This is a genomic window from Serratia sp. 201 (genome assembly GCF_037027545.1).
Classification (GTDB): domain Bacteria; phylum Pseudomonadota; class Gammaproteobacteria; order Enterobacterales; family Enterobacteriaceae; genus Serratia; species Serratia bockelmannii.
This window is the reverse complement of the sequence record NZ_JAXCHC010000004.1, coordinates 393,053-417,960: the sequence shown is the minus strand read 5'-3', so window position 1 is coordinate 417,960 and position 24,908 is coordinate 393,053. Positions and strand designations below refer to the sequence as shown.

Here is a 24,908-nt window from a genome sequence, read left to right as displayed (position 1 = left end):
AAGGTTAGCGAGTCAGATCGTCAAAGAACTTTTTCACCCCGTCGAAGAAGCTCTTCGAGCGCGGGCTGTTCTTGTCGCCGGATGGGCCGCCCAGGCTCTCTTCCAGCTCACGCAGCAGTTGCTTCTGCTTGTCGTTCAGATTGACCGGTGTTTCCACCACTACGCGGCACAGCAGGTCGCCCTGGCTGCCGCCACGCACCGATTTCACACCCTTGCCGCGCATGCGGAACAGCTTGCCGGTTTGGGTCTCCGAAGGCACCTTCAGTTTCACCCGGCCATCCAGCGTCGGCACTTCAATCTCGCCGCCCAGCGCCGCCATGGCGAAGTTGATCGGCACTTCACAGTACAGGTTGTTGCCTTCACGCTCGAAGATCGGGTGCGCCTTCACCTGCACCTGAACGTACAGATCGCCCGCCGGTGCGCCGTGCTCGCCGGCTTCGCCTTCACCCGCCAGGCGGATGCGGTCGCCAGTATCGACGCCGGCCGGAATTTTCACCGACAGCGTTTTGGATTTCTCAACCCGGCCGTGGCCGTGGCACTTGTTGCACGGATCTTTGATGATCTGGCCGCGGCCATGGCAGTGTGGACACGCCTGCTGCACGGTGAAGAAGCCCTGACGCATTTGCACCTGGCCTTGACCGTGACAGGTTGGGCAGGTGACCGGTGAACTGCCCGGCTTGGCGCCGCTGCCGTGGCAGACGTCGCACTCTTCCAGCGTCGGGATGCGGATCTCTTTGGTGACGCCACGTACCGCTTCCTCGAGGGTCAGCTCCATGTTATAGCGCAGATCGGAACCGCGGCTGGCGCGCTGACGGCGGCCTCCGCCGAAGATATCGCCAAACACGTCGCCAAAGATATCGCTGAAGTCGGCACCGCCGCCAAAGCCGCCGCCGCCCATGCCGCCCTGTTCAAAGGCCGCGTGGCCATACTGGTCGTAGGCCGCGCGTTTCTGGTCGTCGGTCAGGACTTCGTAAGCTTCTTTAACTTCTTTAAACTTGGTTTCGGCGTCTTGTTCCTGGTTGCGGTCAGGATGGTATTTCATCGCCAGGCGTTTATACGCCTTTTTGATCTCACGTTCATCCGCCGTCTTGCTGACGCCGAGAATCTCGTAATAGTCTTTCTTCGCCATTCTTTCGCTTACCCTTAACATGCGTGCACGGGCGCAGAGTTGCCTCGACGCCCGTGCTGGTTTCCGGTAGCGGCATCTCGGCCGCCCCGTGCCCGCTTAAGGGCGATTATTTTTTGTCTTTAACTTCTTCGAACTCAGCGTCAACCACGTCGTCGTCTTTCTGCGCCGCGTTGTCCGCGCCGGCGTCAGCACCCTGCTGAGCCTGCTGCGCCTGAGCCATTTCCAGCAGCTTGCCGGAAACCTGCACCAGCGCCTGAGTCTTCGCTTCGATCTCGGCTTTATCTTCGCCTTTCACCGCCGCTTCCAGATCTTTCAGCGCCGCTTCGATCGCCGTTTTATCTTCCGCCGGCAGTTTGTCACCCGCTTCTTCCAGCTGCTTGCGAGTACCGTGGATCAGGTGATCCGCCTGGTTACGCGTCTGTACCAGCTCTTCGAACTTGCGGTCAGCTTCAGCGTTCAGCTCGGCATCGCGCACCATTTTCTGGATTTCGTCTTCGTTCAGGCCAGAAGATGCCTTGATGGTGATCTTCTGCTCACGACCGGTGTTCTTGTCTTTGGCAGACACGTGCAGGATGCCGTCAGCATCGATATCGAAGGTCACTTCGATCTGCGCCATGCCGCGCGGTGCCGCCTGGATGCCGTCCAGGTTGAACTGGCCCAGAGATTTGTTATCGCTGGCGCGCTTACGCTCACCCTGCAGCACGTGGATGGTTACTGCAGACTGGTTGTCTTCCGCAGTAGAGAACACCTGGCTGTGCTTGGTCGGGATCGTGGTGTTTTTGGTGATCAGCGGCGTCATCACGCTGCCCATGGTTTCGATACCCAGCGACAGCGGGGTCACGTCCAGCAGCAGAACGTCCTTCACATCACCGGCCAACACGCCGCCCTGTACCGCAGCGCCTACGGCAACCGCTTCGTCCGGGTTCACGTCTTTACGCGGTTCTTTGCCGAAGAAGTCTGCGACTTTCTTCTGCACCATTGGCATACGGGTCTGGCCGCCCACCAGGATCACGTCCTGGATGTCGGAAACCGACAGGCCAGCGTCTTTCAGCGCCACTTTCAGCGGCTCGATAGAACGCGCAACCAGATCTTCAACCAGAGACTCGAGTTTGGCGCGAGTCACTTTGATGTTCATGTGTTTTGGACCGGTCGCGTCTGCAGTGATGTACGGCAGGTTAACGTCGGTCTGCTGAGCGGAAGACAGTTCAATCTTCGCTTTCTCAGCGGCTTCTTTCAGGCGCTGCATCGCCAGCGGATCGTTGCGCAGATCGATACCCTGATCTTTCTTGAACTCTTCCACCAGGTAGTTGATCAGACGGCTGTCGAAGTCTTCGCCACCCAGGTGGGTGTCACCGTTGGTCGCCAGCACTTCAAAGGTTTTTTCGCCGTCAACGTCGTCGATTTCGATGATAGAGATATCGAAAGTACCGCCGCCCAGGTCATAAACCGCGATGGTGCGGTTGCCGACTTCTTTGTCCAGGCCGTAGGCCAGGGCCGCAGCGGTCGGTTCGTTGATGATACGTTTGACTTCCAGACCCGCGATGCGGCCGGCGTCTTTGGTCGCCTGACGCTGGGCGTCGTTGAAGTAAGCCGGCACGGTGATAACCGCTTCAGTTACCGGTTCGCCCAGGTAATCTTCCGCCGTTTTCTTCATTTTTTTCAGCACTTCCGCAGAGATCTGCGGCGGAGCCATTTTCTGGCCTTTCACTTCCAGCCAGGCGTCGCCATTGTCGGCTTCGACGATTTTGTACGGCATGATCGCTTTGTCGCGCTGCGCTTCTTCATCCTGGAAGCGGCGACCGATCAGGCGCTTGATGGCGAACAGGGTGTTTTCAGGGTTGGTCACTGCCTGACGCTTAGCCGGCTGGCCAACCAGAGTTTCACCGTCCTGGGTATATGCGATAATAGAAGGAGTGGTGCGGTCGCCCTCGGCGTTTTCCAGCACGCGTGCCTTGGCACCATCCATAATTGCTACGCAAGAGTTGGTAGTACCCAGGTCGATACCAATAATTTTGCCCATCTAAACGTCTCCACTAAAAAATTCATAATCAGTCAGGTTGCTAACCTATATGCGGGCGATTTTTTGCTTTTCAACTGCCCGATATCTCAGTGCGACCCGCGGTTAGCAGCTGCGGTTGCAAATAAGATGGGGCCATCCAGCTCGGCATCAAGGGGCAAGGCAAAAAAAATTTCTTTTTTTATCGTCATTCAGATCATTGTTTCCGGCTGCGGGGATCATTATGATGCGCGCGCTCTGATGGAAAACTTCGATTTTTTGGCCATTCAGACCATTTATGATTTTACTTCGCTGTTTCCGTTAATTTTCTGTTATCGCAGAGGACTTATGCACACCAACAAGTTGGCGAATCCCGGCCCTCTCGGCCTGATGGGCTTCGGGATGACCACCGTCTTGCTGAACCTGCACAACGCGGGCTTTTTCCCACTGAACTCCGCCATCATCAGCATGGGGATTTTCTTCGGTGGCCTGGCCCAGATCTTGGCCGGTCTGCTGGAGTACAAGAAGGGCAACACCTTCGGCATGACGGCGTTCACCGCCTACGGCAGCTTCTGGCTGAGCCTGGTCGGCCTGCTGCTGCTGCCGCGTCTGGGCCTGGCTGAAGCCACCGAGGCGCACGTGCTGGGCATCTACCTGGCGCTGTGGGGCGTCTTCACCCTGTTCATGTTCTTCGGCACCCTGGCCGCCAACCGCGTGCTGCAGTTCGTGTTCGCCAGCCTCACGCTGCTGTTCGCCCTGCTGGCCGTCGGCAACATCACCGGCAATCACGCGCTGCTGACCTTCGCCGGTTATGAGGGCATCATCTGCGGTGCCAGCGCCATTTACCTGGCGATGGCCGAAGTGCTCAACGAGCAATACGGCCGCACCGTGCTGCCAATTGGCGAGCCGGCTCCGGCCCGCGTCGCGGCCTCGCCGGTCACGGCGTAATCGCCCTTCCCTGACGAAAAAGCCCTGCAGTGCAGGGCTTTTTTTTAGCTGTAGGAATCGGCTCGCCGCTCGCCGGCTTCGCTGTTCAGGTCGCGATGCAGGTAGACGCCGAGCAGCAGCCCGATGAGCGACAGCGCCAGCACATAGTAAGCGGGCGCTAACGGGGTCAATTTCATGATCAGCGTCACAAAAATAGGGGTTAAACCGCCAAAAATAGCGTACGAGACGTTATATGAGAACGAGATGCCGGTAAACCGCACTTCCGCCGGGAAGGCCCGCACCATCACATACGGCACGGCCCCCACCACGCCTACGCTGAAGCCCACCAGCGCATAGCAGGCGAACAACATTTCCGGGCGCACGCCCACCGTTTGATAGAACAGCCAGCTGCAGCCAGCCAGCAGCACACTGCCGACCACCAGCGTTTTGCTGGCGCCGAAGCGATCGGCCGACAAACCGGCGACAATGCAGCCGGCGATCAGCATGATGGTGGCGATACTGTTGGCCTGTAGCGTCAAAGCCGGCGCAATGGCGAACTGTTTTTGCAGATAGGTTGGGGTCATCAGGATCACCACCACGATACCCGCAGAGAGCAACCAGGTCAGCAGCATCGACACCACCACTTCCCGTTTGTGATTGAGCACCACCGATTTCAGCGGCAGCTCTTCGGCCAGCGCTTTACGCGCCTGCATCTCGATAAAGATTGGCGTTTCCTGCAGCCAGCGGCGCAGGTACATCGCCACCAAGCCGAACATGCCACCCAACAGGAAAGGAATACGCCAGCCGCCACCGGCGATGCTCTGCGGGCTAAGCGTGGTGTTGATCACCGTCGCCACCACCGAACCCAGCAAGATGCCTACCGTCAACCCGGCGGTCAGCGTACCGCAGGCGAAGCCGATGCGCCGGCGCGGCACGTGTTCGGCGACGAAGACCCAGGCGCCCGGCACCTCACCGCCGATCGCCGCGCCTTGCAGCACGCGCATCAACAGCAGCAGCAGCGGCGCGGCGATGCCGATGCTGGCGTAGGTCGGCAGCAGACCCATCGCCAGCGTCGGCAACGCCATCAGCAGAATGCTCAGGGTAAACATCTTTTTGCGGCCGACCAGATCGCCGAAGTGCGCCATCACGATGCCGCCCAGCGGGCGGGCAAGATAGCCGGCGGCGAAGATGCCGAAGGTTTGCACCAGCCGCAGCCACTCCGGCATGTCCGCCGGGAAGAACAGATCGCCGACCACGGCGGCGAAGAACACGAAGATGATGAAGTCGTAAAACTCCAGCGCGCCGCCCAACGCGGCCAACGTCAGCGTTTTGTAGTCTTGCCGGTTCAGCCGGCGATTATTGTCGTGAGGCATAGGGCACCGTCGGTAAAGGCTGTAAAAATAAAAGCCGCAGGCTTTCTGTAAAAGAATCCTTACTATAACGGCAAATTATTTTCACACCAGACGGACTGAAGCCGATCTCGCAGAACGCTGAAATTTAGAGGTTTATCTCGCGACGCGCGCTCTTTGGCCGAAATGCTGCTACCACCGCGGCGTGCGTTTCGACGTAAGGCCCGTCGAGCAGTTGAATGCAATAAGGCACGCTGGCGAAGATGCCGTGCACCACCGCATTGCCCTGCTCATCCTTTACCCCTTCCAGCGTTTCCTTGATCGACTTCGGTTGGCCGGGCAAGTTGATGATCAGCGCCTGCTTGCGGATCGCTCCCACCTGGCGAGAAAGAATTGCCGTTGGCACATAGTGTAGGCTGATCTGACGCATTTGCTCGCCGAAGCCGGGCATCACGCGATCGGCGATCGCCAGCGTGGCGTCGGGGGTGACGTCGCGACGCGCCGGCCCGGTGCCGCCGGTGGTCAGCACCAGATGGCAGCCCATTTCGTCCACCAGCTCACACAGCGTTTGTTCAATTTGCGTCTGCTCATCGGGGATCAGCCGGGTTTCCAGTTTGAACGGCGTCGCCAGCGCGCCGGCCAGCCACTCCTCCAGCGCCGGAATGCCTTTATCCTGGTAAACGCCGCCGGAAGCGCGGTCAGAAACGGAAACCAAACCAATACGTAAAATATCCATGCGTAACCTCTACAGCCTGATGGGGTCCGAACGGGTTCGTCTCCCGTTCTGTTGTCATTGCCGAGAGTATAAGGGCTTCCCCCGCCGGCGGGAGCGTCGGGCATAAAAAAAGGTGGCCTGAGCCACCTTTTTACTGCGCGATCTGCAGGAATTACAGCAGGTCGGCGATCATTTTTTCCAGTTTACCCTGGTCTACGGCGAACTTGCGGATGCCGTCGGTCAGTTTCTCAACCGCCATCGGATCCTGGTTGTGCTGCCAGTAGAACTCAGGTTCGGTCAGTGCGGCAGGACGCGCCTTCACTTCACCGGTGTAAGACAGTTTGCGCTCCAGCGCGCCTTCGCTCTCCGCCAGCTCTTTCAGCAGCGCAGGCGCGATGGTCAGGCGGTCGCAGCCGGCCAGTTCGATGATTTCGCCGACGTTACGGAAGCTGGCGCCCATCACCACGGTGTTGTAACCGTGCTGTTTGTAGTACTGGTAAATTTCGGTCACGGAGATCACGCCCGGATCTTCGTGCGGGGCGAACTCTTTCTTGTCGCCGTTGGCTTTGTACCAGTCGAGGATACGGCCAACGAACGGCGAGATCAGGTAAACGCCGGCTTCGGCACAGGCGCGAGCCTGAGCGAAGGAGAACAGCAGCGTCAGGTTACAGTTGATGCCTTCTTTCTCCAGCTGCTCCGCCGCGCGGATGCCCTGCCAGGTCGAGGCCAGTTTGATCAGAATGCGATCGTTGCTGATGCCGGCTTCGTTGTACAGCTTGATCAGGCGCTTGGCCTTGGCCACGCTGGCAACGGTGTCGTAAGACAGACGCGCGTCAACCTCGGTGGAGATGCGGCCCGGAACCAGTTTGAGGATCTCCAGACCGATGTTGACTGCCAGCTTGTCGGCGGCGTCGGCGATCTGCTGCTCGCGATCGCTGCTCTGGCCGCGCGCCCAGGCGATGGCTTCGTCAATCAGTTTGCGGTATTCAGGAATTTGGGCTGCATTGAGGATCAGCGAAGGGTTGGTTGTGGCGTCCTGCGGTTGATACAGCTTCATTGCCGCGATATCACCCGTATCTGCAACCACTGTAGTCAGCTGGCGCAGGGAAGTTAATTTGTCGGTCATGTTGGCATTATCTCATCGTTTGTGCATGAACTTTTGGCATTGTTCAACCATGCCCTGCCCTGATAATAACATGCGCCAAGCCCGGCGCAAGGCTGGAAAACCGCGGCGCGCAAGCATCTGTTTTATCCTTGGGCGAGCAACCGTTTACGCCGATATCTTTCGCCATAACCGAGCGGATGGAAAGGCAATAACGTGCTATCGCCCGAATAAATTATGTTAAATTCGAAAAAATTGATGCAATTCGTCCGCTAATCTGCGAAAAATCTTAATCGACTGACGCCGGACCGATTCCAGCTAAGCTCTTGTAAAAAATAGGCCAATGTTTTTCACCTGCGGTGGATGCTGCCAGGTGCGCATGACATTTCGATAAGAGGAGGGATCCCTTGACGGACCTGATGAATTTTATAAACAACATTTTGTGGGGGTCAGTGCTGATTTATCTGTTGCTCGGCACCGGCATCTACTTCACGTTGCGTACCCGCTTTATCCAGCTTCGCCACTTCAGCCACATGTTCTCGGTGTTGAAAAACAGCAATAAAAGCGACAGCGCCGGCATCTCCTCTTTTCAGGCGCTCTGTACCACGCTGGCGGCGCGCGTCGGCACCGGTAACCTGACCGGCGTCGCCATTGCCCTCACCGCCGGCGGCCCCGGCGCCATCTTCTGGATGTGGGTGGTGGCGTTTATCGGCATGGCCACCTCCTTTGTGGAAAGCTCGCTGGCTCAGCTCTACAAAACCAAAGACGATAACGGCAACTACCGCGGTGGCCCGGCCTATTACATGGAAAAAGGTCTCGGCATGCGCTGGATGGGCGTGCTGTTCTCCATCTTCCTGATCATCGCGTTCGGTCTGGTGTTCAACGCCGTACAGGCCAACTCCATCGCCCAGGCCTCCGCCGTCGCCTTCCATTTGCAGCCGCTGCACGTCGGCATCGGCCTGGTGTTGCTGAGCGGCGTGGTGATCTTCGGCGGCATCCGTTCCATCGCCAAAGTGGCCGAACTGGTGGTGCCGCTGATGGCCGGCGCCTACCTGCTGTTGGCTCTCTGGGTGATTGGCCATAACATCGAACACATGCCGGCGATCTTGGCGCTGATCTTCAAAAGCGCCTTCGGCCTGCAGGAAGCCGCGGCCGGCGCCGTCGGTTACGGTATTTCCCAGGCGATGACTCAGGGCGTGCAGCGTGGCCTGTTCTCCAACGAAGCCGGCATGGGCTCGGCGCCCAACGCGGCGGCGTCCGCCTCGCCTTATCCGCCGCATCCGGCTTCGCAAGGCTATGTGCAAATGCTCGGGGTGTTTATCGATACCATCGTCATCTGCAGCGCCACCGCGGCGATCATCCTCTCTTCCGGCATACTCGATCAGCCGACCGACAGCATCAGCGGCATCGATCTGACGCAGCGCGCGCTGTCGACTGCCGTCGGCAGTTGGGGAGCGCCGTTCGTCGCCATCGCCATCTTCTTCTTCGCGTTCACCTCGATTATCGCCAACTATGCCTATGCCGAAAGCAACCTGGTGTTTCTCGAGCACAACCACCCGGGCGGCCTGCTGATTTTCCGCTGCGTGGCGCTGGGCATGGTGATGTTCGGCGCGCTGGCGGAGCTGCCGCTGGTGTGGAAAATGGCGGATACCTCCATGGCCCTGATGGCGATCACCAACCTGACGGCGATCCTGTTGCTGTCGCGGGTGGCGCTGAAACTGGCCGACGACTACCATCGCCAACGCCGCCTGGGCAAACTGCCAACCTTCGACGCCACCCGATTCCCGGAGCTGAAGTCGCAGCTGGAGCCGGGCGTGTGGGACGATCAAAAGCCGCCGCGCTGAGTTTTCCGGGGCGCCTGCGATACGCGCCCCGCCTATTGGACCGATTGCCCCTTTTTCCCGCGCTTTTTGCTACAGTATCCGCACTTGGATAAACAGGATCTGGCCATGCTCGTTATTATTTCCCCTGCAAAAACGCTCGATTACGAAAGCCCGCTGGCGACAGAACGCTTCACGCAGCCCGCACTGCTGGACAAGTCGAAACAGCTGATCAAAATTTGCCGCGAGCTGACGCCGGCGCAAATCGCCAGCCTGATGAGCATCAGCGACAAGCTGGCTGGGCTGAACGCCGCGCGCTTTAGCGAGTGGCAGCCGACATTTACCCCGGACAATGCCCGTCAGGCGCTGCTGGCGTTCAAAGGCGACGTTTACACCGGCCTGCAGGCGCAGGATTTCAGCGAAGCCGATTTCGACTTCGCCCAGCAGCATCTGCGCATGCTGTCCGGCCTGTATGGCGTACTGCGCCCGCTCGATCTGATGATGCCGTATCGGCTGGAGATGGGCATCAAGCTGGAAAACCCGAAGGGCAAAGACCTGTACAGCTTCTGGGGCGATCAGATCACCAAAAAGCTCAACGAAGCGCTGGAGCAACAGGGCGATGACGTGGTGGTCAATCTGGCGTCCGACGAGTATTTCAAGGCGGTGAAGCCAGCCAAACTGCACGGCGCGCTGATCAAACCGGTGTTCCTCGACGAGAAGAACGGCAAGTACAAGGTCATCAGTTTCTACGCCAAGAAAGCGCGCGGGTTGATGAGCCGCTTTATCATCAAGAACCGCCTGACGCGCAGCGAACAGTTGGTGGACTTCAACCTGGAAGGCTACGCCTTCGACGAAGCCGCCTCGCAAGGCAATGAACTGGTGTTCAAACGCCCGGAGCAGGCATAAAAAAAAGCCGTCGCAAGACGGCTTTCGCATTTTAGCCTGCCGAACTTCAGGCCGGCAGCCCCATCAGGAACGTGCGCAGCTCGCCGAAGTTGGCCGGCAGCGTGTGCGACAGCAGCGGCAGCTCAGCCCGCAGCGCCAGCGCTTTCGGCAACGGCAGCTCCTGGCCGAGGATCGCTTCCACACTCTCTTTAAACTTGGCCGGATGCGCGGTGCCGAGGAACAGGCCGAACTCTCCTTCCTGCAGCTGATCGCGCAGCGCGCGATAGGCAATGGCCGCGTGTGGTTCTGAGATATAGCCCAGCTCGGCCAGTTCACGCATCGTTTCCCTGGTGGTCTCATCGCTGACCGCCGCGTGACCCAGCTCTTTCAGTTGCCAGACCTTACGACGGAACAGCTCTTCCACGCGCGGCCAGTTGTTTGGCTGGCTGACGTCCATGGCGTTGGACAGCGTCGCGACCGTAGCGTGCGGCTGCCACTGGCCGCTGGTCAGGAAGCGCGGCACGGTGTCGTTGGCGTTGGTGGCGGCGATGAAGCGCTTCACCGGCAGACCCAGCGACTTGGCCAGCAGCCCGGCGGTCAGATCGCCGAAGTTGCCGCTCGGCACCGAAATGACCAGCTGATTGCGCGCTTCCTGCGGCAGCTGCGCCACCGCTTCGAAGTAGTAACAGATCTGCGCCAGCAAGCGGCTGATGTTGATCGAGTTGGCCGAGTTCAGGTGTAGCGCATCTTTCAACTCCTGATCATCGAACGCCTGCTTCACCAGCGCCTGACAGGCGTCGAAGTCGCCGTCGATCGCCACGGTATGAATGTTGCCGCCCAGGGTGCAGAACAGCTTTTCCTGCAGCGGGCTGATTTTGCCCTGCGGATACAGGATCACCACCCGGACGTTTTTCAGGCCGTAGAAGGCGTGTGCCACGGCGGCGCCGGTGTCGCCGGAGGTGGCGGTCAAAATGGTCACCGGCTGATCGCCGGCCACTTCCGCCAGCATCTGCGCCATAAAGCGGCCTCCAAAGTCTTTGAACGCCAGCGTCGGGCCGTGGAACAGCTCCAGGCAGGAGACGTCTTCCGTCACTTTCGCCACCGGCGCCGGGAACTCAAAGGCGGCCTGTACGCGTTTCTTCAGCGCCGCTTCCGGCACCTCTTCGCCGATAAAGGCCGACAGAATGCGGCTGCTGCGGGTGACAAAATCCTGCTCCAGCAGCTGGTCGATCTCGGTCAGTTCGAACGCCGGCAACTCCAGCGGGAAAAACAGCCCCTGCTGCTTGCCCAGGCCTTGTTTGATCGCCTGCGCGAAGCTGACCTGCTCGTTGTGATCCTTAAGGTTGTACAGTTTCATGCGTTATCCCAGTAGTCGAGCGCCTGCAGTATCCAGACGGCAAATATGAACAAAACCTTCGTCGTTTTGCAGATAGTGTTGTTGCAGCCAGGCGGCCATGCGTTGCGCGGTGGCGCCGTCGTTGCAGACGGCGAACAGCGTCGGGCCGGAGCCGGAGATGCCGCAGGCCAGCGCGCCGATGTCCTGCGCCGCCTTGCGCGCTTCGGCGAAGCCCGGCAACAGCCGGGTGCGGTACGGTTCAGCGATCACGTCCTGCATTAATTTGGCGGCCAGCCGCGGCTGCCGGGTGTGGCAGGCGTGAATAAAGCCGGCCAGGTAGCGGCCGTGGCTGATACAATCCTGACGACGGTATTGTGCGGGTAAAATGGCGCGCGCTTCGGCGGTGGACACCTTGATGCCGGGATAGGCCATGACCCACAGCCAATCGTCGAAGCACGGCACCTCCTGGCTGATGATGCCTTCTTCTTCCAGCATCAGCTGCAGGCCACCCAAATAGCATGGCGCCACGTTGTCGTAATGCACGCTGCCGGAAATGCGCCCTTCCAGCTCGCCCATCAGGCCGAGCAGCGTCATTTTATCCAGCGGCCGATCGCAGAATTCGTTCATCGCCATCAGCCCAGCCACCACCGAACAGGCGCTGGAACCCAGCCCCGATCCGATCGGCATGTTCTTTTCCAACCGCATCGCCACCGGCACTTCGCGGCCGATCTCCTGGCAGAAGCGCTCCCAGCATTGATAAACGATGTTCTCTTTCGGCTCGGCCGGCAGCTTGCTGACGAAGCGCCCGGCATTCTGCAAACTGAACGTTTCGGCGGCTTCGACGCTGACGCAGTCGCCCAGCAGCGTGCCGTCGATCGGCGAAACCGCCGCGCCCAGCACATCGAAACCGACGCTGACGTTACCGATCGAGGCCGGTGCATACACCTTAACCATATTAAACTCCCAACTTCCATGACAGTGTGCGCAGCAGATCGGCAAACACGCCCGCTGCGGTCACATCGTTACCGGCGCCGTAGCCGCGCAGCACCAGCGGCAGCGGCTGATAATAGCGGCTGTAGAAGGCCAGCGCGTTCTCGCCGTTCTTCACTTTATACAACGGATCGTTGCCGTCCACCGCCTCGATGCACACCTTGCAGCGCCCTTCGTCGATCAGGCCGACATAGCGCAGCACCTTGCCTTGCTCGGCGGCGTTGGCCACGTTGCGCGCGAATTCTTTATCCAGCTCCGGCAGCCGCGCCAGGAACTGATCCACATCGCCCGACGCGTCGAAGGACGGCGGCAGCACCGCCTCAACCTCGATATCGCTCAGTTCCAGTTTGTAACCGGCCTCGCGCGCCAGGATCAGCAGCTTGCGCGCCACGTCCATACCGGACAGGTCGTCGCGCGGATCCGGTTCGGTGTAGCCGTTGGCCCTGGCCTGCAGGGTCGCGGCCGACAGCGACATCCCTTCGTCCAGCTTGCCGAAGATAAAGGACAGCGACCCGGACAGGATGCCGGAGAAGCGCACCAGCTCATCGCCGGCGTTCAGCAGGTTTTGCAGGTTCTCAATCACCGGCAGACCGGCGCCGACGTTGGTGTCATAGAGGAACTTGCGGTGCGAACCGGCAGCGGCCGCGCGCAGTTGCTGATAATAGTTCATCGACGAGGTGTTGGCCTTTTTGTTCGGCGTCACCACGTGGAAACCGTCCGCCAGGAAGTCCACGTATTGATCGGCCACCGCCTGGCTGGAGGTACAGTCGACGATCACCGGGTTCAGCAGATGATACTCCTTCACCAGCCGGATCAGGCGGCCGAGATTGAACGGCTCCTGCGCGCCGGCCAGCTCGTCGCGCCAGCTGTCCAGCGCGATGCCGTGCACGTTGGTCAGCATCACGCGCGAGTTGGCGATGCCGCACACCCGCAGATCGATATGTTTTTGCTTCAGCCACGGCTGCTGGCGGTAGACTTGCTCGATCAGCGCCCCGCCGACGCCGCCGACGCCGATGACGAACACTTCGATCACCTGATCGGTGTTGAACAGCATCTGGTGGCTGACGCGCACGCCGGTGGTGGCGGAATCATTGCTGACCACCACCGAAATTGAACGCTCGGAAGAGCCCTGGGCGATAGCGACGATATTGATGTTGGCGCGCGCCAGCGCGGAGAAGAAGCGCGCGGAGATGCCACGCAGGGTGCGCATGCCGTCACCGACCACCGAGATGATCGCCAGGCGTTCCATGACGTCCAGCGGATCCAGCACGCCGTCTTTCAACTCCAGATAGAACTCCTCTTCCAGCGCCCGGCGGGCGCGCTGCAGTTCACCCTGCGGCACGCAGAAGCTGATGCTGTATTCGGAAGAGGATTGGGTGATCAGCACCACCGAAATGCCGGCGCGCGACATCACGGCGAACACCCGTGCGGCCATGCCGACCATGCCTTTCATGCCCGGGCCGGAGACGTTGATCATCGCCATGTTGTTCAGGTTGGTGATGCCTTTGACCGGCATCGCGTCATCGGTGCTGTCTTTACCGATCAGCGTGCCGGGGGCTTGCGGGTTAGAGGTGTTTTTAATCAGGCAAGGGATTTGGAACTGGGCAATCGGTGTGATGGTGCGAGGGTGCAGCACTTTGGCGCCGAAGTAGGAGAGCTCCATCGCCTCCTGGTACGACATCGATTTCAGCAGCCTGGCGTCCGGTACGGTGCGTGGATCGCAGGTATACACGCCGTCGACGTCGGTCCAGATTTCGCAACAGTCGGCGCGCAGGCAGGCGGCCAGCACCGCGGCGGAATAGTCGGAGCCGTTGCGGCCCAACACCACCAGCTCGCCCTTGTCGTTACCGGCGGTGAAACCGGCCATCAGCACGATGTGGTCGGCCGGGATCGCCGCGGCGGCGATGCGTAGCGTGGACTCGGCGATGTCCACGGTAGACTCCAGGTAGTGGCCCTGCGCCAGCAGCTTCTCCACCGGGTTGATCACCGTGACCGGATAGCCCTTGGCGCGGAACACCCCTTCCATGATGGCGATGGAGAGTTTTTCGCCGCGGCAGATGATCGCCGCGTTCACGCTGTCCGGGCACTGCCCCAACAGCGAGACGCCGTGCAGCACCTGCTTGAGTTGCGCGAACTCCTGATCGACCACGCCTTTCAGGCGATCGTATTCAAAGCCCGGCAGCGCCTGCGCCAGGCCGCTCAGCAGATCGGCAAAGATCCGCTCGGCGTCGCTGATATTCGGCAGAATGTCCTGACCCGCCACCGTCTTGTCGATCATCGCCACCAGATGGTTGGTGATCTTTGCGGGGGCGGACAAGACCGTGGCTACCTGTCCCTGACGCGCGTTACTCTCCATGATGTCGGCGACGCGCAGAAAACGTTCCGCATTCGCTACCGAGGTTCCGCCAAATTTCAGCACTCGCATGTGTCATCTCTCCGAATTTAAGCCGAAAAAAAAGCCCGCACTGATTAGGTGCGGGCTTTTTTCTGTGTTTCCTGTGCGCGTCAGCCCGCCCCGTTACCTGTGGTATCGGTGGTGGTAATAATTGTGGTTTTCAGGCTGATGTTGCGCATGTTGTCTGTCTGTCTCATGAAATACTCTGTCCCCTCTATTGGTTAAAGCAATCGCTATCCCAAGTCAAACTATTTCTTTTTTTTGCTTATTTTCCGTTCAGCGGCGACATTGCGCGATATCGGAGGTGAAAAGCAAAACGACAGAACAAAAAAACAACTTAAAGCCGATTTACTAGTGGATCACGCTGGGTAACCGTCTGATGGAGCCGCTATCACTTGGCGAGTTTTTTTTCGATGTCGTGCAGCAGCGTATGCAACATCGCCGTGTCTCGCTGTTGCAACGCCCCGAGGCGCTGATGCAGCCAATCGCGCAATTTTTGGTCATCGCCGACATCCAAAGCGTTCAACAAGGCATCGGCGCGGTGGCGCAGCGCTTTGAGTTGCCCTTCCGACGCCACCTTTTCCTGCGGCGTGCTGACGCCCATCAGGCTCGCCAACTGGTAACAGTACACCATCACCGCCTGGCCCAGGTTAAGCGACGGGTAGTCCGCCTGCATCGGCACGCCGGTCAGCAAATCTGCCAGCGCCAGCTCTTCGTTGGTCAGGCCGGAATCTTCGCGGCCGAACACCAGCGCGGCCTGGCCGACCCACTGCTTACGCTCACTCAGCTGTTCCAGCAGCTCAGGCGGCGTGCAGTAGTAGTGAAAACGCGCGCGGCTGCGGGCGGTGGTGGCGACCGTGAAGTCTACATCCGCCAGCGCCTGTTCCAACGTGGCGAACGTTTGCACGCCGTCGAGGATCTCGCCGGCCCCATGTGCCACCCAGCGTGCAGCCGGCTGCAGGTGCGCCTCGCTGTCGACGATGCGCAACGAAGCGAAGCCCATGGTTTTCATCGCGCGCGCCGCCGCGCCGACGTTTTCCGGCCGCGCCGGAGCCACTAAAACAATATGAAGCTGCATCACTCTTCCACCGAAGGCGGGCCTGCGCTTTTGACGGTATCGCAGCGCCCGCTTATATTTACAATTGCGTAACAATAAACGCGTTAATAGCAACAAACAAGATTAAACGGCTCGTTGAGCTAATAAATCCGCCGTAATAGTCATTATTCATGCTTATGTTTTACTGTATTTATTTATCAATGAGTTAAAACAAGACGATGATCAATAAGCGAATAATTGTATCCTATCGGGCCCGATAATGCTGAATCGTTCACAGAATTTGAGGTTCTGTGACTTAAACTGGCATTTCTGTAAGTGTTTTTCACAAATCTGTTAACGTGCTACAATTGAATTTGATATATGTCAACAAAGCGTAGTTTTGTTGGGTGATGAATTCGGCACGCGCTGTTATATTGCTGTTAATGGGGTTAGGATATGCGCCGATTTGGCACCCCAGGGGTTGTAGGGAACAGCATCCCCACCAGGCTAGCGATCTTGTTGACATGAGATGGAAAGTGCATCAAGAACGAGTTTACGTACTTTAGTCATTTGCTGAGAGGGAACGTGGCGCTATCTCTGCCCTCCTCTAAGAAAACAGAGACTTCTGTACTTCCTATTTTCTATTTTGTTGGCAATTTTAGGTAGCAAATATGCAGACCCCGCACATTCTGATTGTCGAAGACGAGTTAGTCACTCGTAACACCCTGAAGAGCATTTTCGAGGCGGAAGGCTACATTGTTCATGAAGCCAATGATGGTGCAGAGATGCACAATATCCTGTCTGAAAATGATATCAATCTGGTCATCATGGACATCAACCTGCCAGGCAAAAACGGCCTGCTGTTGGCGCGCGAACTGCGTGAACAGGCCAGCGTCGCCTTGATGTTCCTGACCGGCCGCGATAACGAAGTGGATAAGATCCTCGGCCTGGAAATCGGCGCCGACGATTACATCACCAAGCCGTTCAACCCGCGTGAGCTGACTATCCGCGCACGTAACCTGCTGTCGCGCACCATGAATCTGGGCAGCCTGGGCGAAGAGCGCCGCCTGGTCGAGAGCTACAAGTTCAACGGGTGGGAACTGGACATCAACAGCCGCTCGCTGATCAGCCCGGCCGGCGAACAGTACAAACTGCCGCGCAGCGAATTCCGCGCCATGCTGCACTTCTGCGAAAACCCGGGCAAGATCCAATCCCGTGGCGAACTGCTGAAGAAGATGACCGGTCGCGAACTGAAGCCACATGACCGCACCGTGGACGTCACCATCCGTCGCATTCGCAAACACTTCGAATCGACGCCGGACACGCCGGAAATCATCGCCACCATTCACGGCGAAGGCTACCGCTTCTGCGGCGAGCTGGAAGAGTAACTCCCGCCTGCCGTCATGAAAACGGGGTTCAGCATGCTGAACCCCGTTTTTTTATTTCGTCTCAGCCCACGGCATGATCGGCACCGCGCTCAGCGCATTTTTCGGCGAGCCATCGATCACCTTGTCGGAATAGCTCAGGTAGATCAGTGAATTGCGCTTGGCGTCGTAGAAGCGCACCACCTGCAGCTTCTTGAACACCAGCGAAGTGCGTTTCTGGAACACCACATCGCCTTCCGCCTTGCCATTTTTGATCTTGTCGCTCAGCTCTATAGGCCCGACCTGCTGGCAGGAAATGGCCGCGTCGGCGGTGTCTTCCGCCAGCCCCAGGCCGCCTTTGATGCCGCCGGTTTTGGCGCGGCTGATATAACAAGTTACATTTTTAACATCCGGATCGTCGAACGCTTCGACCACGATTTTGTGGTCCGGCCCCAACAATTTAAACACCGTATCAACGGAACCCACTTGCTCCGCCTGTGCGCTTCCCACGGTTGCGCAAACCAAACCGAATAAAAATATCCAGCTTTTTTTCATTTACTTAACTCCGATATAACCTTGCCGCAAAAATAGGTTCGGCGATCGCCATTATTTATGTCTAAGCTCACGGAATCGGTTTTATACGGGTCCGCACCGTCCGTTTTAGCACAGAGCGTGACAAAAATCTTTGAGAGTCGCGGAGTAAAAAAGTTGCTATGATGCGGCGTCGTTATTTCTTTGCGCCCACTACGGTGTACCCCAATCCAACTCTGGCGCGGCATGCGCAGCAGAGGCAAAGAGTGCAACGCATAATGGCTCATGGATCGGTCTGATAGCGCAGCACCAGCGTGACGAATCAACAGTTCGGGTTCCTACCCCCAAGCTTTACGAGGAAGATCTATGGATCAAGCCGGTATCATTCGTGATCTGCTTAGCTGGCTGGAAAGCCATTTGGACCAACCCTTGTCGCTGGATAACGTGGCGGCCAAGGCCGGCTACTCCAAATGGCATCTGCAACGGATGTTCAAAGATATTACCGGTAATGCCATCGGTGCTTACATCCGGGCAAGGAGACTGTCCAAAGCCGCCGTCGCGCTGCGTCTGACCAGCCGGCCGATTTTGGATATCGCCCTGCAATATCGTTTCGACTCGCAGCAGACCTTCACCCGCGCCTTCAAAAAACAGTTTGCGCAAACGCCGGCGCTGTACCGCCGCGCCGAGGACTGGAATGCGTTCGGCATCTGTCCGCCGATCCGTCTGGGGGCCTTCACTCTGCCGCAGCCGGAATTCGTCTCGCTGCCAGACAAACACCTGGTCGGCCTGACCCAAAGCTACTCCTGTACGCTGGAACAGATCACCACCGTGCGCACTGAACTGCGCTCGCAGTTCTGGCGTCAGTTCCTCGGTGACGTCGAAACCCTGCCGCCGGTGCTGTACGGGCTGCACCACTCGCGCCCAAGCCAGGAGAAGGACGACGAACAGGAAGTGCTGTATACCACGGCGCTGGAGCCGGATCAGGTGCCTGACAAGGTACAGGAAGGCCAGCCGCTGGTGTTGCCGGGCGGTGAGTTTGCGATGTTCAGCTACGAAGGGCCAACCGAGAACCTGCAAGACTTTATTCTGACGGTGTACGGCACCTGCCTGCCGGCGCTCCAGCTGACGCGCCGCAAAGGGCACGACATCGAACGCTTCTACCCGAAAGGCGAGCGCCGTCCGCATCAGGCGCCTATCGAGATCAAGTGCGATTACCTGATCCCGATTCGGCGTTAACGCTGCAGTTCGTCCAACGCGGGCATGTCCAGATGCGTGACATCGCCCGCCGTTTCCACGATCCAGCCGGAAGCCAGCCACGGGCTCTGCTGATGATCGACGCGCGACAGTGAGCAGTTGCGCAAGCGCAAGCGGCGTTCCGCATAGGCCGGCAGCCCCAGCACCGTACTGATCAAACACCCCAAAGCGATGCCATGACTGACGAGCAGCGGCTTGCTGCCTTCCGGCAGCATCAGGCAGCTCTCCAGCGCGGCGCGCATGCGCTCGCCGAGTTCCTCCATGGATTCGCCTTGAGGGATACGGCCGTCAGGAGTACCATCGACCATCTGTTTGCGCCACTGCTCTTCCTGCGGCGTCAAACTGTCGATCAGGCGTTCTTCCAGAACCCCCATGTGCAGCTCACGCAAACGCGGATCGCCAATCACTTCGCAGCCACAGGCTTCGGCGATGATTTGCGCGGTGCGGCGCGTGCGCCCCAGATCGCTGGTAATGATGTGCGTAATGCCTTCTTTGCTGACCCGCCTGGCGACCAGACGGGCCTGGTGTTCACCCATGGCGGTTAACGGGCTGTCGGACTGACCCTGGATGCGGCGAGCCGCGTTCCATTCCGTTTCGCCATGGCGAACGAGGTATACCTGTAACATTTTTGTTTTCCGTTATACTGCGTGAAATTTGCGTTTATCCCCGGCCCGGCGGCGCTTTTGCCGCTGCCCGGCGTATCGGCCAGAAGGATATCAAACCCGTTATGTACCATGTTGTCGCTGCAACTACCAACCCGGCAAAGATCAAGGCTATTCAACTCGCCTTCGATGACGTCTTTGGCGCGGGCCAATACCGCATTGAATCCGTTGACGTCGCCAGCGGCGTCTCGCTGCAGCCGATAGGCAACCACGAAACCCGCACCGGTTCGCGTCAACGCGTCATGGAAGCGCGCCAGGTCAGGCCCGAGGCCGATTTTTGGGTCGGCGTGGAAGCCGGGATTGAAGAGAATATGACCTTCGCCTGGATGACCATCGAGAACCCGCACATCCGTGGCGAATCCCGCTCGGCGAGCCTGATGCTGCCGGAAGTCATCTTACAAGGTATTCGCGCCGGTCGCGAATTGGGCAGCGAAATGGCGGCGATCACCGGCAACGCCGAGGTGAAACGTCAGGGCGGCGCCATCGGCGTCTTCACCGACGGCCGGCTGAGCCGCACCAGCGTTTACCACCAGGCGCTGCTGCTGGCGCTGGTGCCGTTCCACAACGCCATCTATCAGCAATAACGCTGAGTCTGCTAGGGCGCGTCGTGCAGCAACTGCTGCTCAAGCCACTGTTTCAGCGCGGGTGAAGCCGCTTTCAGGCTGTTAGAACCGCGGGTGATGGTGGCGATCCCCGCGCCCAGTTCATTTTTCAGCTCGCGCTGGCTCATCTCGCCGCGCATCAATTCCTGAATGATCCGCACCCGGGTGCCCAGCGCGGTGCGCTCGTCCGGCGTCAACATCAGCTGCAACAGCGGTTGATGAAGTTCTTGCGCAAACGAATTCTGCAGCAGCGCGACGAAGCGCAGCCAATCCTCATTGCCTTGTTCTGAAAGAGCGGGGTCGTTTAACGATAATTGCGTCATGGCAGCCACCATACTATTTAACTAGTACAGCAGCATACCATAGGGCCGTCAAAATCAATAACGTCTCTGCCACTCGGCGTCGGTCAGCACCTTGGCCGGCCGGTGCGTCAGATAACGGTAAAACGCATCATAAGCCAGCACGTTCTTGACGTAGCCGCGGGTTTCAGAGAACGGAATGCTTTCGATGAACGCCACCGGATCGATCCGCCCCGCGCTGTTGCCCAGCCAGGTATTCACCCGCGACGGGCCGGCATTATAGGCGGCGCTCGACAGAATGCGGTTGCGGCCGAACTGCTGATAGACCGACTCCAGATAGCTGGTGCCGATGGTGATATTGGTCTGCGGATCGAACAGTTGGCTCGGGCCGACATAGCCGGGAATATTGAACATCTGCACCGTATGCTGCGCGGTGCGCGGCATCACCTGCATCAGGCCGGCGGCACCGACCGGCGACTGCGCCTTCGGATTCCAGGCGCTCTCCTGGCGCGCGATCGCCATCGCATAGCTGCTGGTGATCCCCTTGTCATCGGTGGCGCGGCGGAACTCCTGTGGCCAAGCGACCGGGAAGCGTTCCTCCAGATGATCCCACAGCTTGCCGACGATGGTCGCCTGCACACTCAGATCGGCCCATTTTTGCTCAAAGGCGTAGCGCGCCAGTGCCTCTTGTTCCGGCCGGCTGCGGCTGGCGACGTAGGAGCCCCATTCGCTGCGGGCCAGGTTGTCCATATTCCAGTACATCAGCTCGCGTACCCGGGCGACCTCCGGCCCGTCGACCAGCGACGTGCGCGGCTTGGCCGCCACCGCCACCATCACCGGATAAGTGGCGTTCAGCTTCTGCGCCGCCACCATCGGATAGAAACCGCGTTCGGTCATCAGGTTGCGCAACATCTCCTCGCCTTCGGCGCGTTTGCCTTCGTCCATCAGCTGACTGGCGCGCCAGTAGCGCCACTCATCCTTGTTGCGCGACGCTTCTGGCAGACGGGCCAGCCAGGTCGCGACGCCCTGCCGATCGCCGTTACCCAGCGCCATGCGCACCCGGCGCTCCAGCAGCGAAGGCGAACGGCTGCGCAGAATCACCTGATCGCGCCACTGCGCCTGTTCATAGGTAGCGTCGCTGCCCATCAGGCGCCAGGCCACCGACTCTTCCAGCCCCAGCCGCTCGTCGTCGCTCATTTTCTGCAGCCGCGCGAGCGTCGGGATCATCGCCCGCGCGTTTTCCACATCCTGCCGCGCCAGGCGTTCAAAGGCGATGCCGGTGGCGGCACGGGTAAAGTCGGTCGGCCCTACGCTGCGGGCGAAGGCTTCCACGGTGGTCGGATCGTTTTGCAAGCGCACTAGGGCGTTGCCCATGGTTTGATAGTCGGCCGGCAGTTGGCTGTAAAGGTTGCTGACCAGCGAGCTGTTGCCCTCTTTCAGCGCCAGCTTCATACGCGCCAGAATATCCAGCGGCGTTTGCTTGCCTGCGCCGCGCCAGACGCTGAACAGCCGATCGCAGGCGCTCGGCAACGTTTTGCCGTTCAACCACAGTTCATCGGCGCCGCTCCAGGCCGCCTGCTGGTCGCCGGTAGCCCATTTGGCGTAGTAATAGTTGCAGCGCGCCGCCATCGGTTTGGGCGGCTGTGGGCTGAAGGCCAGCAGGGTGCGCCAGTCTTCGCGCCGCGCCAGCTCATTAACGAAGCGCGGCGCCAGCGATTTCGCCGGCGGCAGCGTCGGGTTGCGCTTGATAAAATCGTTCACCTCGGAGAACCCCGCCTGGCTAAGATCCTGTGTCAGCTCGCGGTATTCCAGGTAAGGATAAAGCGGATAATCACGCAGCGTCGGCATCAGCTGCGCCACCACGTCCATCTGATTGCCGTCCCACGCCTGTTTGATCTGCTGGTAGCGCTGACGTTGCGCATCCAGAGAATCCGCCAGCGCCGCGCCTGAAAACGCCGTCAGGCACAGCCCCATTGCCAACAGCCGTCGCTTGTCCACCTTGACCATCCTCGCTCTTTCCTCACTGGTTGTACCGAGGGAGCCGCCCAGCCCCCCCGGTGACCGCCGCGCACGGCGCCGCGGGACAAAATAAAGCCGGGCGCACGGCCCGGACGCAGATATCTACCATAGACAGCGCAATCGCTTATCCATTCAATACTGTAGAAGAAGAAGTGTATCGCCATGACGGGAGCCAGGTAAAAAACGTTTACTTTGACTGACAAATCAGGTCGCCGGGATATTTCCAGTTACCGGATTTTTATTAACCGGCCCGGTGTTTATGAAAGAAGTAAAATGCTTTTTAATTATTAGCTATCACATTATTTCATTTGAGATATGAGCCCGCCGTTGCGCAAATCGCCTGACAGCTGGCCAAACGCGCCAACTTTGCAGAAAAGCGGTGGCAAACCCGGGTAGGCATTTTTATACTATCAAAAATAAGTAGGATAATTCCGAGAAAACAGCACATAAAGCGCCCAACGAAGACATCTTATAATACAATCCGCGCCAATTATGGGTTAGATAGTGTTCATTAGGCAGTGCGACTGACAGCTTTCAGCAAAACGATAGTCCCTTCAAGCGGGCCGGATTTTTCCTTGTCAGGCCACGGCCTGCGGGCGGTGGATCAGGCCGGAATGGCGGGTGAAGATGGCGAATAAGACCGCGATAGCAATGCGTTGCGCAAAAAGCCCCGAGCCGGGCTTCCTTGGCGCACGCCTGAATATCGGTCGCCTGCTGCTGATCGTTTTGTTAGCGCTGCTGACGTTGTCCGGGCCTGCGCACGCCGCCGATGATCCCTATCAAAAGCGCACGCACGCCGTGACGACCGTGGTGGTCGGCATCATCAGCTACGCCCGCTGGTCGCGTGAACCCAATCCGATCCGGTTGTGCGTGACCGCACCCACCCAGTATGCCGAAGGGCTGTTCGATCCGATCCTGCTGAGCGCGCCGCGCCCGATTAAAACCGAGCGCGTGCCGTTCGACAGCCCAACGCTGAGTACCGGCTGCGATGTCATCTACTTAGGGAACATCACCGCCGCGCAGAGACAAAATTTCATGCAGCGCATTTCCGGCAACTCCATTCTCAGCATCAGCGAAAACGATAGCGAATGCTCCGCCGGCAGCGCTTTTTGCCTGCAGATCGATGGGGACCAGGCCAGTTTCAAGGTCAACCTGGACGCTCTGGCGCGCAGCGGCGTGCGCGTTCACCCCAACGTGCTGCAGCTGGCACGCAAACAGGCGCCGCCGCTATGAGGCTGTTGCGTAGAAACCGCTCTGGCAATGCGCGCCCGACGCTGGGCCGAGTGCTGCAGCGGGTGCATCTTGGGCTGGCGCTGATCGCCGTCGGCACCGCCGGCATCTTTTTGACGCTGGTGGCGCTGTTTGCGCTGCGCGCCTATGCCAATCACAACCTGCACCTGATCGCGCGCTCCATCAGCTATACCGTCGAAGCCGCCGTAGTGTTTGAAGATCGCACTGCCGCGCGCGAGGCGCTGATGCTGATCGCCTCCAACGAAGAGGTATCGGACGTGCGGATCCTCGACAACAACGGCAAGATGCTAGCCAACTGGCGCCATCCCACCGATGGGCCGCTGCATGGCCTTGAGCAGATCGTCGCGCACTGGGCGCTGCCCGAGCCGGTCATTCTGCCTATCACCCACGAGGGCAAGCAGGTCGGTCAGGTCTGGCTGAGCGGTAACGGCGGCAGCCTGCTGCGTTTCCTGTTGCGCGGCATGGTCGGCATGATCGCCTGCCTGGTGCTCAGCACCCTGTGCGCCCTGGTGTTGTCGCGCCGTATGCTGGTCGGCATCGTCAGTTCGCTGGACGACATCGCCAATGTGGCGCATGCGGTGCGCCGCGATCGCACCTTCGGCCTGCGGGTGCCGTCGGCGCCTATCGCCGAGTTGCATGAGCTCAGCAATGATTTCAACGGCTTGCTCGACGAGCTGGAGGCCTGGCAGGCCCATCTGAAGCAGGAGAACGACTCGCTGGCGCACCGGGCAACGCACGACAGCCTGACCGGTTTGCCGAACCGCGCCTTCTTCGAAGGGCGACTGAGCCGGGCGCTGGGCGATATCGAATCGCCGGCGAAATTGGCGGTGCTGTTTATCGACGGCGATCGTTTCAAGGAGGTGAACGACAGTTACGGCCACGCCGCAGGCGATGCGGTGCTGACCACCATTGCCGGGCGCATTCGCGCGCAGCTGCGCGAAACCGATCTGGTCGCACGCCTGGGAGGGGATGAATTCGCCGTGCTGCTGGCGCCGGTACACGGCACGGAAGATGTCTTGCAGATCGCTGACAACATCATCGACTGCATGACGCAACCGGTCATTTTGCCGAACGACGAGACGGTCATTACCTCTCTGAGTATCGGTATTGCGCTGTACCCTGATCACGCGTCAACGCCTCAGGGTCTTTTGCACGAAGCTGACGATGCGATGTATCAGGCAAAGCATCGTTATAACGGAGGCTGGCGGCTGGCTATACATAAATAAGAGCCCCGGCTATAACACTT

General features: G+C 59.2%; 22 protein-coding genes and 1 other annotated feature. Of the genes, 8 read left to right on the top strand and 14 right to left on the bottom strand.

Annotation, left to right across the window (positions count from 1 at the left end):
* Nucleotides 1-4: 4 nt before the first annotated feature.
* Both dnaJ and dnaK read right to left on the bottom strand, forming a co-directional pair.
* Entirely contained in the window at nt 5-1,129 is a 1,125-nt protein-coding gene (gene dnaJ / locus WA302_RS20765; protein WP_004932969.1) for a molecular chaperone DnaJ, read from the bottom strand.
* A gap of 106 nt (nt 1,130-1,235) precedes the next feature.
* Entirely contained in the window at nt 1,236-3,149 is a 1,914-nt protein-coding gene (gene dnaK, locus WA302_RS20760; RefSeq protein ID WP_004932972.1) for a molecular chaperone DnaK, read from the bottom strand.
* Nucleotides 3,150-3,473: 324 nt separating this feature from the next.
* On the opposite strand from dnaK, the gene satP reads away from it, so the two are divergent.
* Entirely contained in the window at nt 3,474-4,073 is a 600-nt protein-coding gene (gene satP / locus WA302_RS20755; RefSeq protein ID WP_025301520.1) for an acetate uptake transporter, read from the top strand.
* 44 nt (nt 4,074-4,117) lie between these two features.
* On the opposite strand, the gene WA302_RS20750 is transcribed toward satP, so the two are convergent.
* The 3 genes from WA302_RS20750 to tal all read right to left on the bottom strand — a co-directional run bounded on the left by WA302_RS20750 (nt 4,118) and on the right by tal (nt 7,242).
* On the bottom strand, nt 4,118-5,425 hold the full coding sequence (locus tag WA302_RS20750; protein WP_049205425.1) for an MFS transporter: 1,308 nt from the start codon (nt 5,423-5,425) through the stop codon (nt 4,118-4,120).
* 124 nt (nt 5,426-5,549) lie between these two features.
* Nucleotides 5,550-6,137, bottom strand: coding sequence for a molybdopterin adenylyltransferase (gene mog / locus WA302_RS20745; RefSeq protein WP_015376607.1), 588 nt, complete (start codon nt 6,135-6,137; stop codon nt 5,550-5,552).
* 151 nt (nt 6,138-6,288) lie between these two features.
* Nucleotides 6,289-7,242: a transaldolase gene (gene tal / locus WA302_RS20740; protein ID WP_004932982.1), complete on the bottom strand. Its 954-nt coding sequence runs from the start codon at nt 7,240-7,242 to the stop codon at nt 6,289-6,291.
* Between the two features lie 383 nt (nt 7,243-7,625).
* On the opposite strand from tal, the gene WA302_RS20735 reads away from it, so the two are divergent.
* On the top strand, nt 7,626-9,062 hold the full coding sequence (locus tag WA302_RS20735) for an alanine/glycine:cation symporter family protein (protein ID WP_033641226.1): 1,437 nt from the start codon (nt 7,626-7,628) through the stop codon (nt 9,060-9,062).
* A gap of 105 nt (nt 9,063-9,167) precedes the next feature.
* A complete protein-coding gene (yaaA, locus tag WA302_RS20730; RefSeq protein ID WP_336064717.1) occupies nt 9,168-9,944 on the top strand; it encodes a peroxide stress protein YaaA in 777 nt (258 codons plus the stop codon).
* 46 nt (nt 9,945-9,990) lie between these two features.
* Here the strand turns inward: yaaA and thrC are convergent, their stop codons facing one another.
* The 5 genes from thrC to WA302_RS20705 form a co-directional block, all read right to left on the bottom strand.
* Nucleotides 9,991-11,280, bottom strand: a complete 1,290-nt coding sequence (gene thrC, locus WA302_RS20725; RefSeq protein ID WP_060448179.1) for a threonine synthase — start codon at nt 11,278-11,280, stop codon at nt 9,991-9,993.
* Between the two features lie 3 nt (nt 11,281-11,283).
* Nucleotides 11,284-12,213 (bottom strand): homoserine kinase, encoded by a 930-nt coding sequence (gene thrB, locus WA302_RS20720; RefSeq protein WP_164068037.1) that lies wholly within the window; start codon nt 12,211-12,213, stop codon nt 11,284-11,286.
* Between the two features lies 1 nt (nt 12,214).
* Nucleotides 12,215-14,674 (bottom strand): bifunctional aspartate kinase/homoserine dehydrogenase I, encoded by a 2,460-nt coding sequence (gene thrA / locus WA302_RS20715; RefSeq protein ID WP_049205431.1) that lies wholly within the window; start codon nt 14,672-14,674, stop codon nt 12,215-12,217.
* Nucleotides 14,675-14,698: 24 nt separating this feature from the next.
* Nucleotides 14,699-14,816 (bottom strand) — a sequence feature (Thr leader region).
* Nucleotides 14,755-14,823, bottom strand: a complete 69-nt coding sequence (gene thrL / locus WA302_RS20710; RefSeq protein WP_086581142.1) for a thr operon leader peptide — start codon at nt 14,821-14,823, stop codon at nt 14,755-14,757. It overlaps the preceding feature by 62 nt.
* A 212-nt stretch (nt 14,824-15,035) precedes the next feature.
* Entirely contained in the window at nt 15,036-15,722 is a 687-nt protein-coding gene (locus WA302_RS20705) for a tRNA/rRNA methyltransferase (protein WP_025305230.1), read from the bottom strand.
* 629 nt (nt 15,723-16,351) lie between these two features.
* Here WA302_RS20705 and arcA point away from each other — a divergent pair.
* Entirely contained in the window at nt 16,352-17,068 is a 717-nt protein-coding gene (gene arcA / locus WA302_RS20700; protein ID WP_025305229.1) for a two-component system response regulator ArcA, read from the top strand.
* Between the two features lie 51 nt (nt 17,069-17,119).
* Here the strand turns inward: arcA and creA are convergent, their stop codons facing one another.
* Entirely contained in the window at nt 17,120-17,599 is a 480-nt protein-coding gene (gene creA, locus WA302_RS20695; protein WP_004933005.1) for a protein CreA, read from the bottom strand.
* A 342-nt stretch (nt 17,600-17,941) separates the two neighbouring features.
* Here creA and robA point away from each other — a divergent pair, with 342 nt between their 5' ends.
* Nucleotides 17,942-18,811 (top strand): MDR efflux pump AcrAB transcriptional activator RobA, encoded by an 870-nt coding sequence (gene robA, locus WA302_RS20690; RefSeq protein ID WP_025305228.1) that lies wholly within the window; start codon nt 17,942-17,944, stop codon nt 18,809-18,811.
* Here robA and gpmB read toward each other — a convergent pair.
* A complete protein-coding gene (gene gpmB / locus WA302_RS20685) occupies nt 18,808-19,455 on the bottom strand; it encodes a 2,3-diphosphoglycerate-dependent phosphoglycerate mutase GpmB (protein WP_025305227.1) in 648 nt (215 codons plus the stop codon). The genes robA and gpmB overlap by 4 nt on opposite strands.
* Before the next feature lie 101 nt (nt 19,456-19,556).
* On the opposite strand from gpmB, the gene yjjX reads away from it, so the two are divergent.
* Complete coding sequence (gene yjjX / locus WA302_RS20680; protein ID WP_004933015.1) at nt 19,557-20,075, top strand: inosine/xanthosine triphosphatase; 519 nt, start codon at nt 19,557-19,559, stop codon at nt 20,073-20,075.
* A gap of 11 nt (nt 20,076-20,086) precedes the next feature.
* Here yjjX and trpR read toward each other — a convergent pair whose 3' ends face one another.
* Together trpR and sltY are read right to left on the bottom strand one after the other, a co-directional pair.
* Nucleotides 20,087-20,416, bottom strand: a complete 330-nt coding sequence (gene trpR, locus WA302_RS20675; RefSeq protein WP_016929152.1) for a trp operon repressor — start codon at nt 20,414-20,416, stop codon at nt 20,087-20,089.
* 54 nt (nt 20,417-20,470) lie between these two features.
* Entirely contained in the window at nt 20,471-22,399 is a 1,929-nt protein-coding gene (gene sltY / locus WA302_RS20670; protein WP_049205432.1) for a murein transglycosylase, read from the bottom strand.
* Between the two features lie 633 nt (nt 22,400-23,032).
* On the opposite strand from sltY, the gene WA302_RS20665 reads away from it, so the two are divergent.
* Complete coding sequence (locus tag WA302_RS20665; RefSeq protein ID WP_376782233.1) at nt 23,033-23,644, top strand: YfiR family protein; 612 nt, start codon at nt 23,033-23,035, stop codon at nt 23,642-23,644.
* On the top strand, nt 23,641-24,888 hold the full coding sequence (locus tag WA302_RS20660; protein WP_025305223.1) for a diguanylate cyclase domain-containing protein: 1,248 nt from the start codon (nt 23,641-23,643) through the stop codon (nt 24,886-24,888). The genes WA302_RS20665 and WA302_RS20660 overlap by 4 nt, the downstream gene beginning before the upstream one ends.
* The last annotated feature ends 20 nt before the right edge of the window (nt 24,889-24,908 follow it).

Excerpts from the sequence above, each read along its gene's own strand:
- dnaJ (WP_004932969.1), bottom strand. The coding sequence starts at position 1,129 with ATGGCGAAGAAAGACTATTACGAGATTCTCGGCGTCAGCAAGACGGCG.
- dnaK (WP_004932972.1), bottom strand. The coding sequence starts at position 3,149 with ATGGGCAAAATTATTGGTATCGACCTGGGTACTACCAACTCTTGCGTA.
- satP (WP_025301520.1), top strand. The coding sequence starts at position 3,474 with ATGCACACCAACAAGTTGGCGAATCCCGGCCCTCTCGGCCTGATGGGC.
- WA302_RS20750 (WP_049205425.1), bottom strand. The coding sequence starts at position 5,425 with ATGCCTCACGACAATAATCGCCGGCTGAACCGGCAAGACTACAAAACG.
- mog (WP_015376607.1), bottom strand. The coding sequence starts at position 6,137 with ATGGATATTTTACGTATTGGTTTGGTTTCCGTTTCTGACCGCGCTTCC.
- tal (WP_004932982.1), bottom strand. The coding sequence starts at position 7,242 with ATGACCGACAAATTAACTTCCCTGCGCCAGCTGACTACAGTGGTTGCA.
- yaaA (WP_336064717.1), top strand. The coding sequence starts at position 9,168 with ATGCTCGTTATTATTTCCCCTGCAAAAACGCTCGATTACGAAAGCCCG.
- thrC (WP_060448179.1), bottom strand. The coding sequence starts at position 11,280 with ATGAAACTGTACAACCTTAAGGATCACAACGAGCAGGTCAGCTTCGCG.
- thrB (WP_164068037.1), bottom strand. The coding sequence starts at position 12,213 with ATGGTTAAGGTGTATGCACCGGCCTCGATCGGTAACGTCAGCGTCGGT.
- thrA (WP_049205431.1), bottom strand. The coding sequence starts at position 14,674 with ATGCGAGTGCTGAAATTTGGCGGAACCTCGGTAGCGAATGCGGAACGT.
- WA302_RS20705 (WP_025305230.1), bottom strand. The coding sequence starts at position 15,722 with ATGCAGCTTCATATTGTTTTAGTGGCTCCGGCGCGGCCGGAAAACGTC.
- arcA (WP_025305229.1), top strand. The coding sequence starts at position 16,352 with ATGCAGACCCCGCACATTCTGATTGTCGAAGACGAGTTAGTCACTCGT.
- creA (WP_004933005.1), bottom strand. The coding sequence starts at position 17,599 with ATGAAAAAAAGCTGGATATTTTTATTCGGTTTGGTTTGCGCAACCGTG.
- robA (WP_025305228.1), top strand. The coding sequence starts at position 17,942 with ATGGATCAAGCCGGTATCATTCGTGATCTGCTTAGCTGGCTGGAAAGC.
- gpmB (WP_025305227.1), bottom strand. The coding sequence starts at position 19,455 with ATGTTACAGGTATACCTCGTTCGCCATGGCGAAACGGAATGGAACGCG.
- yjjX (WP_004933015.1), top strand. The coding sequence starts at position 19,557 with ATGTACCATGTTGTCGCTGCAACTACCAACCCGGCAAAGATCAAGGCT.
- trpR (WP_016929152.1), bottom strand. The coding sequence starts at position 20,416 with ATGACGCAATTATCGTTAAACGACCCCGCTCTTTCAGAACAAGGCAAT.
- sltY (WP_049205432.1), bottom strand. The coding sequence starts at position 22,399 with ATGGTCAAGGTGGACAAGCGACGGCTGTTGGCAATGGGGCTGTGCCTG.
- WA302_RS20660 (WP_025305223.1), top strand. The coding sequence starts at position 23,641 with ATGAGGCTGTTGCGTAGAAACCGCTCTGGCAATGCGCGCCCGACGCTG.